Origin of the sequence: Pseudoalteromonas luteoviolacea, assembly GCF_021654285.1 — a bacterium.
GTDB lineage: Bacteria > Pseudomonadota > Gammaproteobacteria > Enterobacterales > Alteromonadaceae > Pseudoalteromonas > Pseudoalteromonas luteoviolacea_J.
This window is the reverse complement of record NZ_JAKFZS010000029.1, coordinates 61,018-72,157: the sequence shown is the minus strand read 5'-3', so window position 1 is coordinate 72,157 and position 11,140 is coordinate 61,018. Positions and strand designations below refer to the sequence as shown.

Below are 11,140 nucleotides of genomic sequence, written 5' to 3'. Positions count from 1 at the left end.
AGCATAAGCTCCCTTTACTTTAATATACTTTACAAATAAGACCTTTGAGATAAAACCCTTCAGGGTAGAAGCCTGCAATCGGGTGATCAGCTGCTTGATTTAGTCTCTCCATTATCATCAGGTCTTTACCCGCATCCAGCGCTGCATCTGCGACGACTTTTTGGAATAGGTTCTGATCCATTAACCCTGAGCATGAGAAAGTCAGTAAAGTACCACCTGGCTTTAATAGTTGCATCGCAAGCATATTAATATCCTTGTAGCCTCGACATGCCCCTGTTAACTGGGCTTTACTCTCAGCAAACTTAGGTGGATCCATGACGATGGTATCAAATTGGCGTCCTTCGTCTCGGTATTCACGAAGTAACTTGAAGACATCTTTTTTGACAAAATCGACTTTGCTTAAATCTAGGTTATTGTGCTCGACATTTCTCTTTGCAGTATCTAAAGCAGGCTGAGATACATCGACATTGATCACTTCATCACATCCGCCTCTAAGTGCATATAAGCTGAATGTGCCAGTGTAGCAAAAACAGTTTAAAACACTTTTTCCCTTTGAAAAGCGTTCTAATGCGGCACGGCTGTCTCTTTGGTCTAGATAAAACCCAGTTTTATGACCGCCAATAATATCGACTTCCAATTTTAAGCCGTTTTCCTCAATGATGACAGGTTCTGTTGGTGCGTCACCGTGTAATACACCTGTGATTTTTTCTAGGCCTTCTTTTTTGCGTACATCAACGTCTGAGCGTTCATATACATGGCAATCTGGGAAAAGCTCACGCAATGCGGCAACAATTTCACCTTTGTGGCGTTCTGCACCTGCGCTTAGCAATTGACATACAAGGTAGTTATCAAACTTATCAATGGTGATTCCCGGTAAGCCATCAGACTCTGCAGCAGAGAGCCTAAAACCAGTTAGCCCACCCTCTGAGATCGCGTACTCCCTGACTGCAAAGGCACGGGCCAAACGACGCTTAAAGAAAGCTTGATCAATTTGTTCGTTTTCATCAAAACTCCAGATCCTTGCTCTGATCTGAGAGCTCGGGCTATACGCCGCTGTTGCCAAGTATTGACCATCGTGACTGTAGATTTTAACAATATCGCCCAGTCCTGGCTTACCTTTGATTTTTTTAATTGCTTTAGAGAATATCCAAGGGTGTTTTCTTTTAAGAGATTTTTCTCGGCCGGGTTGTAAATACAGCGCGCAAGACATATAAATTCCTTACTAAGTAGAATCCTGTCATTTTAGTGAAGGGGGTTCCAACATACAATCTAAAGCATAAGGTTTACGTAAAAATGATGGAAAATATGAAACAGTTTGAAGAAGCATTTAAGGAATTTATGCTTGATACGCCTTTTGCCGATACCGCGCATGACCTTTCTCATATACAACGGGTGGTTAAAACTGCAAAACAGCTTGCGATAGCAGAAAGTGCGGACTTAGATATTGTTATACCTGCGGCTTGGTTACATGACTGCGTTGCCGTTGCAAAAAATCATCCAGACAGAGCACTCGCTTCGAAAATGGCAGCGGATAAAGCTGAGCGATTTTTAATAGAAATAGGTTATCCGCAGGATAAGCTAGAAGGGATCCACCATGCCATAGTGGCTCATAGCTTCAGTGCCAACGTGACCCCAACGACATTGGAAGCCAAAATAGTACAAGATGCAGACCGCATGGATGCACTTGGTGCAATTGGTGTCAGTCGGTGTATGAAAGTAGGTGGCGCAATTGCCAGACATCTTTACCATACTGAAGATCCATTCTGTCGTACTCGAGAGCCTGATGACAAAAGCTACACCATAGATCATTTTTTTGTAAAGCTACTGCATATAGAGTCACAAATGCACACGCAGGCGGCACAAAAGGAAGCGAAAAAGCGCACTGAGTTCATGCGCTTATTCTTAGATGAGTTAGGGCGGGAAATCTCTAACGAAGCGTGATTACCTGGTCATTCTCTTGACGAAGACCACGACGAACAATGCAAGAGAAAAGCTGCCAATAAATGCTTCTATGGTGGCGATGAGTCGGGTGATCCCGACGGGAGTAATATCGCCATAGCCTAAGGTTGTAAAAGTTACGACGCTAAAATAGAAGCAATTGAGCATGGAGTGTAAATTTTGCTTTAGAGGCGCATTGGCGGCAAATTGGATGACGTCGCCATTATAGTTTATACCTAGCACAAAATAACACAGTGCACAGAGTAAAATCATACCAAGGCTAAAGCGGATGACATTTTCTGGCTTTTCTCCATAGCCGCATAACATATCTATAAAACTTGAAACGAGTCGCTTTTTTGAATATTTTGGATACTGTGCATGGCGCATGCGAAGTTCACTGTAAGTGTACTTTCCCGCCATTTCGAACAATCCCTGTTGCTCTGCACCTTTTCTTAGCAAGCGATAAATTTCTTCACTCTGTAAGTACAAGTCTTGTGCGTCATCGATCTTTTTTTGCTTTGCTGCTTCAATCGCTTGGCTTTCTTGCAGAAGCTTGTCTCCAAGTACCAAGTTATCTATTCTGGTCGCATTGAGTTTTACACCTAATATATTGGTATTTTCGATCTTACAGCAGTGTAAGTTTGCATCTCTTAAATCTGCCTTCATGAGCGAGGCATTACGTATCGTACTATTAAACAGGTGAGCACCATGCAAATTAGCGCGGTAAAAGTTACTGTACGAGAGGTCATAGCCATTGTGGTCATTGAATTTAACAAGGTTTAATCCTTCTAAATTGGCCCGCTTGAGCTCAAGGCCTTGCAGTAGTCCTCCTTTTTTGGCATAACGTTCGAGTTTATGAGATAGCTCTAATCCACTTTTATCGAACTTAGCGTCATGCCAAAAACAATACCCTGATCCCATGTCTATTTCTTGGCATTTGTGTCCATCAGGTGACGTGTACTGACATTTAGGTTTGCTATTCATGGCAGCCTGTTTTTTCCGTAATAAGTATAAAGGTTAGCAGCAATTTAGATTGATATATGAAAAAGCAATAAATTTACTATGAATTTCAATTACCAACTCAAACTAAGCCGCCGTAGAAAAACGGTCGCTATTACTGTTAAACGTCAAGGCGTTGTTGTTCATGCGCCTTACGGTATCTGTCACAAGTGGCTAAATGCATGGTTAGAAACAAAACAGGAGTGGGTTGAGAAAAAGCTAGCTATAGTCGCTAAAAAAAGAGAGCTGGGCCTTGAACCGTTAAAGTCTGTTAATGTCTATGGTGAGTCTTACAAATTGATCTTTGATTCAGAGTCTCGCTTTATTGATCACATGAATAAATGCATTTATTTGACCGCATTTAGCGAAGGGAGCAAAGATAGTCACATTGATGAGCTTAACCAGCTCTTTCAAGTTGAGTTGACGAATTACCTACAAGGGCGTTTACCTTATTTCCAAACCTGCATGGGCTCAAAATACAAGGTACTTAAAGTACGTTTTTATAAACGTCGTTGGGGGAGTTTATCAAGTAAAGGTGTACTGGCTTTTAATAGTGCTTTGCTTGGCGCGCCAAAATGGGTGATCGATTATGTGATAGTACATGAGCTGGCACATTATCATGTGATGGCACACAACCATGCGTTTTGGCAAATAGTAGCGCGTTTTTACCCTGAGTTTGAAAAAGCAAAAAACTATTTAAAAAACGAGATGCATCACATTTAATAAAATGAAGATAAATTAAAGGTGAAAATAAAGAAATAAAAGGAAGTGGTGGAGGGAGCTGGATTCGAACCAGCGAAGGCTGAGCCGTCAGATTTACAGTCTGATCCCTTTGGCCGCTCGGGAACCCCTCCATAACAGATTTTTAAGTACAAAGTGGTGGAGGGAGCTGGATTCGAACCAGCGAAGGCTGAGCCGTCAGATTTACAGTCTGATCCCTTTGGCCGCTCGGGAACCCCTCCAATTGTACTTTGTTGTCGTTGATGGTGGAGGGAGCTGGATTCGAACCAGCGAAGGCTGAGCCGTCAGATTTACAGTCTGATCCCTTTGGCCGCTCGGGAACCCCTCCTCAACAACGGCGCTGATAATAACAAAGTTTTTGACGAAGTAAAGAAATGTCCTAAAGTTTTTTTAAAAAATGCCGATAAATTTTCAGAATTAATATTTTTTGGCGAAAATCCATGCAGATAGAACAATTGTTACTCAAGGAAGCTCAATTAGGTAATGCATTGAGTTTGAGTGTTCATGAATCAAGAAGAGGTGACTTTGCTTTACTACTAAGTGTACTTTCTCAAGATGCATTGGATTTTAGTCAATTTGATTTACCACGCAGTGCATTAGATGAATCAGATAAATCTGAAGAAGCACTTCGCAAAGAACTACAAGTTGGTCCCAAACAGCCATTAGCGCCGGATGAATTTGATTTTTTAATTGGACAGTACAATCGCTACTTCGTAAAAGATGGTGGTCTCGAAGATATAAAATTAAACGAATGCTTAGATCCTGAGCCATTTCATATTCGCGATGATAAGGCACACATACCTCTAAATGTTATTGAAAATTTGGAACCTGCTGTCAGAGCAAAATTATATCGTCAGAAAAACCCAGAAATTGATGTTCAAGAAAAAGAGATGGATGCAGCTGCCTTTTATGATCAGATCGCAAGTGGAGAGATGCAGTCTCAGTTAACTGTTGCTGTTTAAAAAGCAATTGAAGCTTGCAGCATGGTCGTGTTTTTTGTGGCATTAGTATTTTGACTAAGCCACAGGAAGTATAAGCGTATTATGATTAGCCGTGACACTTTTTAAACTTTTTCCCACTTAAGCACGGACAAGGATCGTTGCGGCTTACTTTTTTACTATCGGTTGGATATAGTTCGCCATCAAGATATAACCAAGCGCCATTTTCTTGAATAAACCTTGAGCGTTCATGTAGTGCGCTCAATACACTACCTTCAACATATGCAGCTTTAAACTCAACATATTGATACTGATCATCTTGATCTGTTTGAATGACATCTAAGTGAACGAAATCAACTTGTTTGGCAAATAATAAAATGTCCTCAACGGTATGTCCTGTTCTCGTTTTGGAAGCATATGTTTTTAAAATATATTCCCCTGCGTGTGTGCAGTAAGCACTGAAACGAGAGCGCATTAATTGCTCTGCTGTTTTGGGGGTTGCTACCCCAGTAATAAAAGGCTGACAACATTGCTCAAAAGTTTGTGTGTTACCACAAAAACACATAAGTGACCTACATAATTAGTGTGCAAACTTTGATAATGGCAATTTAGCAGAATTTTTAAAGCAATATAGTGTCGTTTTAGACTTACTAAGACTTCTATGCTCAATTTGCTTATGCGATAGGATCCCTGGCCATGTGATGACCGCAGCAAAATTACCATTAGACAAAGCGCTATCCAGAGTATGCTCTAAGTTTATCAGATCCTTTTGTTTAAGCACCAGTAGCTTGTTTGCATCTATGTCATAGCTATCTAGCATAGATTTATTCACTACATGGTCAGGCGCTATGAGTAAAGTCCAACCTGCTTTTGAATTACAACGGTATAAAATTTGTAAGAGCATATCATTGATGCTTTGCTCGTCAATTGCATCCAAGACATTAAAACTTTGATAGTGATTAACGTTTTCTGAATACGTATTTAAATTTGTTGATATGTGCAACATGATTAGACCACTGATTATCTATACAGTATATATACAGTATTTCATACAGTGGTATTAATCAAGTATTGTTTGGTGTTTTTTTGTACTTTTATTGTCCGAAACTCGATTGCTAATTAATTATTTGAACCAAAATGCATTTGCTGATGAATTTGCTCAAACAAAGTTGCGGCATAACATTGTGCATCAATGTAGCGCTTAGTAGTTAGGTGCGGCCGAACTTCATTCAATGTGCTCTGCGCCGCGCTGTTGCCTTGACTTTGGGCAAGGCTCAACCAAGCAACGCCATGAAAAGCACTTTTTGGTACTCCTTGCCCTTTGATAAATAGTAGACCTAAATAAAACTGTGCTTTGTTATCACCAGACATGGCTGCCAACCTCATCCACTTTGCGGCTAGCGGATATTGCTTTTCTTTGATGTAATAAAGGCCTTTCTTGTAAGCTTGCTCGGGATCCTGCTGTTTTGGCCAGCTATGTTTCGGGTCGGGCTCTTGCGTCACAAACTCGAGCACATTGAGTAATTGTTGCTCTAGGTCACCACCATGCGCTTTTGTAGATTGATTGCTTTTCATACTCACTTCACTTATTACAACTTAGTCTTCATTGTAGCCGATTTTTGCTTTATTTGTCCGTTTACGGTGATGATTTGTGGTAAAATCGCCGACCTCGTTTCCATTTAAAATACAAAGACATGCTAGAAAAATTATTTTCGCTTAAAGCGTTACACACGGACGTAAAAACTGAAGTTGTAGCGGGACTCACTACGTTTATCACCATGGTGTATATTGTATTTGTTAATCCTGCAATGCTCGCAGAGGCCGGGATAGATCACGGTGCGGCATTCGTTGCTACCTGCTTGGCTGCAGCAATTGGTTGTTTCATCATGGGGTTTATTGCTAATTATCCGCTTGCTTTAGCACCAGGTATGGGCTTAAACGCATTTTTTACTTATGGTGTTGTACTTGGTATGGGCCATAGCTGGCAAACTGCTTTGGGCGCAGTGTTCTTATCTGGGTGTCTATTTTTACTATTAAGCCTTTTTAAAGTCAGAGAGTGGGTTATACAGGCAATTCCAGTTGTGCTAAAGCGAGCAATCGCAACGGGTATTGGTGCATTCTTAGCACTCATCGCGCTTAAAAATGCGGGTATTATTGTCGCAAGCCCAGCAACGCTTGTTCAGTTAGGTGACATTACCAGTCCCGGTCCTTTATTGGCGATTTTTAGTTTGTTTGTGATCACTGCATTGATGTATAGAGAATGGAAAAGTGGGGTGTTGATCAGCATCTTGTTGGTGACAGTGATTGCTTGGGGGCTCGGTTTAGTTGAGTATCAAGGCATAGTGTCTGCTCCTCCAAGCATTGAGCCAACATTTGGTCAGTTAGATATTGCCGGTGCTTTGGAAATTTCAATGCTAAGCGTAGTATTTGCATTTTTGTTTGTTGATCTATTTGATACAAGTGGCACCTTGGTCGCAGTGACACAAAAAGCGGGTATTGCTGATGACAAAGGCAACATGCCTCGATTAGGCCGTGCCTTGTCTGCTGACAGTTCTGCCACAGTAGCAGGGTCTTTTTTGGGCACATCAACGACAACATCTTATATTGAATCTGTCTCAGGGGTGTCTGTCGGTGGGCGCACAGGCCTAACTGCGGTCGTCGTAGGTTGCTGCTTTTTACTAATGATGTTTTTTGCGCCATTAGCTAAAATGGTGCCAGCTTACGCTACGGCAGGAGCAATTCTGTACGTATCTGTGTTAATGTTGCAAAATCTAAAGTTGGTGAACTGGGATGATATGACTGATGCCATTCCAGTGAGCGTTGTACTATTGATGACTCCGCTCACCTTTTCAATTGCGCATGGCATCGCCTTAGGCTTTATTGCATATACCGCCGTGAAGCTCGCGTGCAATAAAAAAGAAGAAATATCTATCAGTGTCTGGGTACTGACAATATTATTTATCGTGAAATTTGCACTAAGCTGATCACCATTTCTTTTTCGGTGCGAAAAGGACGTCCAAGTCGTCCTTTTCTTTCTCTGCTTTTTTCTTTACAGCTGAGGCATTAGAGGCCTTGAGTTCAGTGCTGATCTCATTGAGATAACCTTCTAATTGGTTCTTTTTCTCCGTTACATATTCGTCGCTGTAAGTCACTGCCATAATGGTTGCATAAGCTTTTTCAAAGTATTGTCTCGCAGAGCCAACCATATTGGCTGTTTTTGCAGAGAGCCCTCGTTTGATTTGACTTTCTACATTGATCCTCAATTGAATTTTTTCCAAGCGGCGGTCTTCTTTGACGAAAACTTGCGTATCAACTTTGCCTTTACTGTGCTCTGAACGAAGAAGTTGACGAAGTTTTTTTATCCCTTGTACAAGTGCAATTAGCTGTTTGTCGTTATCCGGCAAAGCGACGTTATCACTGTCGCTGAGATTGGCGGGTTCCGAGTTCATTCGCTCAGTAGATTCATGCAGACGGTTTTTCAGCTCTCGTGACGTAGGGGAGAGCTCAACCATAGTGGCTAGCGCATTATGCACTCTTTTTTGAATGACCCGGAGCATTTCACTGGACATAGGTATGTTTGAGCTATTCACTAGAACATCCTCGGATTCTTCAATGATCCGCTTTTGCTTTGCTAGCTCTTTACGTCTTTCTGCTTCTTGTTTTTCTTTGTGTTGTTGAATTGCACTAACCCAGACAGCAATAATAACCAAAGCAACAATCAACAATACTATTATGTAAACAAACATACCCGATTCTCTACGAAAACTACCCAAGGCGATAATTTTTTATATTACATCAAACAATTGTATATTGGATAGTTTTAATAACAAGGTGTATGTAAATGATTTTAAATACACCATTTTTCAGTATAGACGTTTCTAATTCGTTTTTCTTATATGATTGCGTAAATGTTACAATTACTATCAGGCAAACAATAACTATGCTAGTCTTACAAAAGATCCGACTCAGCGCTCAGCGTAAACCTAGTCACTTATTGGATAACAACTAAAAAAATAAACAATGTTATGAAATTACAACAATTGAAATACATAGTAGAAGTACTCAATCATAATTTGAATGTATCTGCCACTGCCGAGAGTTTATATACCTCTCAGCCAGGTATTTCAAAACAAGTACGTATGCTAGAAGATGAATTAGGTGTGCAGATTTTTGGTCGCAGTGGTAAGCACCTCACGCATGTCACCAGTGCTGGTAATGAGATTATTAACATTGCCAGAGAGATCCTTTCAAAAGTGGAGGGGATTAAAGCGGTTGCCAATGAGCACACTTTACCAGATCAAGGTAAATTAAATATCGCGACCACTCATACGCAAGCCAGATACGCACTTCCGCCTGTGATCCAAGGGTTTATGCAAAAATACCCTGCGGTATCATTGCATATGCACCAAGGTACACCGCAACAAATTTCCGATGCGGCTGCAAGAGGCGATGCTGATTTTGCAATTGCGACAGAAGCGCTTCACCTGTACGGTGATTTGATCATGCTGCCTTGTTACCACTGGAATAGAAGCATTGTAGTGACAAAAGACCATCCGCTGGCACAGCTTGGTAAAAATATTACGGTGCAGGATGTGGCTAAATACCCATTGATCACCTACGTATTTGGTTTTACAGGGCGCTCAGAATTGGATAAGGCGTTTAACGCACATGGTCTAGAACCGCATATTGTATTTACAGCAACAGATGCGGATGTGATTAAAACATACGTTAGGCTTGGCTTAGGCGTGGGCGTATTAGCAACGATGGCCGTTGATGAAGTCGCGGACAAAGATTTAGTCTGCATTGATGCCAGCCATTTATTTGAAGCGAGTAGTACCAAAATTGGCTTTAGAAAAGGCAGTTTTTTACGTGGTTATATGTATGATTTCATAGAGAGATTTGCCCCTCACCTAACAAAAGATGTCGTGGAAAAAGCAAGCTTAATGAGAAATCAAGATGATGTAGATGCCTTGTTTGAAAAAGTGACACTACCAGTAAAATAAAAAGCCATCAGACAGAATCATAAAAAACCCAACTTGCGTTGGGTTTTTTTGTATTAGCATTCGATGATATTGACGGCAAGGCCACCGCGAGCAGTTTCCTTATACTTGGTCTTCATATCATTACCTGTATCTAACATGGTTTTGATAACTTTATCGAGAGATACTTTTTGCTCACCTGTACCTCTTAGTGCGAGCCTTGATGCATTGATTGCTTTTACTGCGCCCATAGCATTGCGTTCAATGCAAGGTACTTGAACTAAACCACCAACAGGGTCGCACGTTAATCCCAAGTTATGCTCCATACCAATTTCCGCAGCATTTTCAACGTGCACAACATTACCACCCATGATCTCAGTCAGTGCGCCAGCAGCCATAGAGCAGGCAACACCAACTTCGCCTTGGCAGCCTACTTCAGCCCCTGATATTGAGGCATTCTTCTTGTAAAGAATACCGATAGCAGCAGCTGTCAGTAAGTACTTAGTTGCAATCTCTTCATCGACTTCTTTGATAAACGTATGATAATACATCAGCACAGATGGCAAGATCCCTGCTGCACCGTTAGTCGGTGCGGTAACTACGCGGCCGCCCGCAGCATTTTCTTCATTGACTGCAAGTGCAAACAAGTCTACCCAATCCATAGCACGAAGTGGGTCGTTACTGTTTTCAACATTAAGTTTTAGGTATAGGCTGGGCGCTCGACGCTTAACCTTTAAACCGCCGGGCAGGATCCCTTCAGTACGCATACCACGCTCGATGCATGCTTTCATTACTTGCCAAATGTTAAAAAGCTCTGCTTTTATTTCTTTTTCGCTACGTAATGTTTTTTCATTGGCCATCATAAGTGCCGATACGCTCAGCCCGGTCTCTTTACAAATTTGTAGTAGCTCTTCTGCGGTATCAAATAAGTAAGGAGCTGGGTTTTGCTCTCGGATATCAAGTGCAGCTTGTTTTTCGGCTTCAAAATCTTGATCGGTTACAATAAAGCCGCCGCCAATCGAATAATAAATTTGGCTATGTATAAGCTCATCACCCTTATACGCTTGGATTTCCATTGCGTTAGAGTGCTTAGGTAATGTTTTACGGCGATGAAAAACAACCGCTCCTTGTTTTGGGAAGTCGGCCTTATGTTGTTGATCAAGGTAAATAACTTGTTCTTGTTCAATTTTTTCTAGGATTTCTGGAACAAGGTCAGCATCTATCGTTTCAGGATCGTGACCCGCCAGGCCCAAAATAACTGCCTTGCCAGAACCATGGCCAATACCTGTTTGTCCCAGTGAGCCAAACAGTTCGACTTTTACAGAAGTGACGTCATCAATCAACTTACTAGCTTGTAAATCTTTGACAAAAAGACGCGAAGCGCGCATTGGTCCAACAGTATGAGAAGACGAAGGTCCTATACCTATGCTGAACATATCGAATGCACTAATCATAAAATTTACTCATCATTGCCTCTGAACGGGCGCACATAATAACGTTAATTATTGCAGAAGTAACCCGTTATTGAGCGGAAAATTGACAAAT

Annotated in this window: 12 protein-coding genes and 3 tRNA genes; 5 read left to right on the top strand and 10 right to left on the bottom strand. The window is 41.3% G+C overall.

What is annotated here, in order from left to right; all coding sequences use genetic code 11:
• Nucleotides 1-19: 19 nt before the first annotated feature.
• Complete coding sequence (locus tag L1077_RS21980; protein WP_237139010.1) at nt 20-1,210, bottom strand: class I SAM-dependent methyltransferase; 1,191 nt, start codon at nt 1,208-1,210, stop codon at nt 20-22.
• 95 nt (nt 1,211-1,305) lie between these two features.
• On the opposite strand from L1077_RS21980, the gene L1077_RS21975 reads away from it, so the two are divergent.
• Nucleotides 1,306-1,941 (top strand): HD domain-containing protein, encoded by a 636-nt coding sequence (locus tag L1077_RS21975; RefSeq protein ID WP_237139009.1) that lies wholly within the window; start codon nt 1,306-1,308, stop codon nt 1,939-1,941.
• On the opposite strand, the gene L1077_RS21970 is transcribed toward L1077_RS21975, so the two are convergent.
• Entirely contained in the window at nt 1,942-2,922 is a 981-nt protein-coding gene (locus L1077_RS21970) for an ion channel (protein ID WP_237139008.1), read from the bottom strand.
• Nucleotides 2,923-3,000: 78 nt separating this feature from the next.
• Here L1077_RS21970 and L1077_RS21965 point away from each other — a divergent pair, with 78 nt between their 5' ends.
• Complete coding sequence (locus tag L1077_RS21965; RefSeq protein WP_237139007.1) at nt 3,001-3,660, top strand: M48 family metallopeptidase; 660 nt, start codon at nt 3,001-3,003, stop codon at nt 3,658-3,660.
• Nucleotides 3,661-3,706: 46 nt separating this feature from the next.
• On the opposite strand, the gene L1077_RS21960 is transcribed toward L1077_RS21965, so the two are convergent.
• The 3 genes from L1077_RS21960 to L1077_RS21950 all read right to left on the bottom strand — a co-directional run bounded on the left by L1077_RS21960 (nt 3,707) and on the right by L1077_RS21950 (nt 4,006).
• A tRNA-Tyr gene (locus L1077_RS21960) sits at nt 3,707-3,791 on the bottom strand.
• Nucleotides 3,792-3,814: 23 nt separating this feature from the next.
• Nucleotides 3,815-3,899: transfer RNA gene (locus tag L1077_RS21955), tRNA-Tyr, on the bottom strand.
• 22 nt (nt 3,900-3,921) lie between these two features.
• Nucleotides 3,922-4,006: transfer RNA gene (locus L1077_RS21950), tRNA-Tyr, on the bottom strand.
• A gap of 112 nt (nt 4,007-4,118) precedes the next feature.
• Here L1077_RS21950 and L1077_RS21945 point away from each other — a divergent pair.
• Nucleotides 4,119-4,640: a VC2046/SO_2500 family protein gene (locus L1077_RS21945; RefSeq protein WP_237139006.1), complete on the top strand. Its 522-nt coding sequence runs from the start codon at nt 4,119-4,121 to the stop codon at nt 4,638-4,640.
• Between the two features lie 85 nt (nt 4,641-4,725).
• On the opposite strand, the gene L1077_RS21940 is transcribed toward L1077_RS21945, so the two are convergent.
• From L1077_RS21940 to L1077_RS21930, 3 genes are all read right to left on the bottom strand, one after another.
• A complete protein-coding gene (locus L1077_RS21940; RefSeq protein ID WP_237139005.1) occupies nt 4,726-5,181 on the bottom strand; it encodes a YchJ family protein in 456 nt (151 codons plus the stop codon).
• A gap of 15 nt (nt 5,182-5,196) precedes the next feature.
• Nucleotides 5,197-5,622: a SulA-like leucine-rich domain-containing protein gene (locus tag L1077_RS21935; protein ID WP_237139004.1), complete on the bottom strand. Its 426-nt coding sequence runs from the start codon at nt 5,620-5,622 to the stop codon at nt 5,197-5,199.
• Between the two features lie 113 nt (nt 5,623-5,735).
• Complete coding sequence (locus tag L1077_RS21930) at nt 5,736-6,191, bottom strand: tetratricopeptide repeat protein (RefSeq protein WP_237139003.1); 456 nt, start codon at nt 6,189-6,191, stop codon at nt 5,736-5,738.
• 119 nt (nt 6,192-6,310) lie between these two features.
• Between L1077_RS21930 and L1077_RS21925 the strand changes: the two genes are divergently transcribed.
• Entirely contained in the window at nt 6,311-7,600 is a 1,290-nt protein-coding gene (locus tag L1077_RS21925) for an NCS2 family permease (RefSeq protein ID WP_237139002.1), read from the top strand.
• On the opposite strand, the gene L1077_RS21920 is transcribed toward L1077_RS21925, so the two are convergent.
• Nucleotides 7,601-8,362 (bottom strand): hypothetical protein, encoded by a 762-nt coding sequence (locus L1077_RS21920; protein ID WP_237139001.1) that lies wholly within the window; start codon nt 8,360-8,362, stop codon nt 7,601-7,603. It lies immediately after the preceding gene.
• A 279-nt stretch (nt 8,363-8,641) separates the two neighbouring features.
• On the opposite strand from L1077_RS21920, the gene cysB reads away from it, so the two are divergent.
• Nucleotides 8,642-9,619 carry an HTH-type transcriptional regulator CysB gene (gene cysB, locus L1077_RS21915; protein ID WP_063362022.1) on the top strand — a complete coding sequence of 326 codons (978 nt, stop codon included), beginning with the start codon at nt 8,642-8,644 and terminating at the stop codon, nt 9,617-9,619.
• Between the two features lie 53 nt (nt 9,620-9,672).
• On the opposite strand, the gene L1077_RS21910 is transcribed toward cysB, so the two are convergent.
• On the bottom strand, nt 9,673-11,049 hold the full coding sequence (locus L1077_RS21910; protein ID WP_237139000.1) for an L-serine ammonia-lyase: 1,377 nt from the start codon (nt 11,047-11,049) through the stop codon (nt 9,673-9,675).
• Nucleotides 11,050-11,140 lie beyond the last annotated feature (91 nt).

What these genes read in the sequence shown, in the direction of transcription:
- L1077_RS21910 (WP_237139000.1), bottom strand. Translation starts at nt 11,049, where the DNA reads ATGATTAGTGCATTCGATATGTTCAGCATAGGTATAGGACCTTCGTCT.
- L1077_RS21925 (WP_237139002.1), top strand. Translation starts at nt 6,311, where the DNA reads ATGCTAGAAAAATTATTTTCGCTTAAAGCGTTACACACGGACGTAAAA.
- cysB (WP_063362022.1), top strand. Translation starts at nt 8,642, where the DNA reads ATGAAATTACAACAATTGAAATACATAGTAGAAGTACTCAATCATAAT.
- L1077_RS21980 (WP_237139010.1), bottom strand. Translation starts at nt 1,210, where the DNA reads ATGTCTTGCGCGCTGTATTTACAACCCGGCCGAGAAAAATCTCTTAAA.
- L1077_RS21940 (WP_237139005.1), bottom strand. Translation starts at nt 5,181, where the DNA reads ATGTGTTTTTGTGGTAACACACAAACTTTTGAGCAATGTTGTCAGCCT.
- L1077_RS21945 (WP_237139006.1), top strand. Translation starts at nt 4,119, where the DNA reads ATGCAGATAGAACAATTGTTACTCAAGGAAGCTCAATTAGGTAATGCA.
- L1077_RS21970 (WP_237139008.1), bottom strand. Translation starts at nt 2,922, where the DNA reads ATGAATAGCAAACCTAAATGTCAGTACACGTCACCTGATGGACACAAA.
- L1077_RS21920 (WP_237139001.1), bottom strand. Translation starts at nt 8,362, where the DNA reads ATGTTTGTTTACATAATAGTATTGTTGATTGTTGCTTTGGTTATTATT.
- L1077_RS21965 (WP_237139007.1), top strand. Translation starts at nt 3,001, where the DNA reads ATGAATTTCAATTACCAACTCAAACTAAGCCGCCGTAGAAAAACGGTC.
- L1077_RS21935 (WP_237139004.1), bottom strand. Translation starts at nt 5,622, where the DNA reads ATGTTGCACATATCAACAAATTTAAATACGTATTCAGAAAACGTTAAT.
- L1077_RS21975 (WP_237139009.1), top strand. Translation starts at nt 1,306, where the DNA reads ATGAAACAGTTTGAAGAAGCATTTAAGGAATTTATGCTTGATACGCCT.
- L1077_RS21930 (WP_237139003.1), bottom strand. Translation starts at nt 6,191, where the DNA reads ATGAAAAGCAATCAATCTACAAAAGCGCATGGTGGTGACCTAGAGCAA.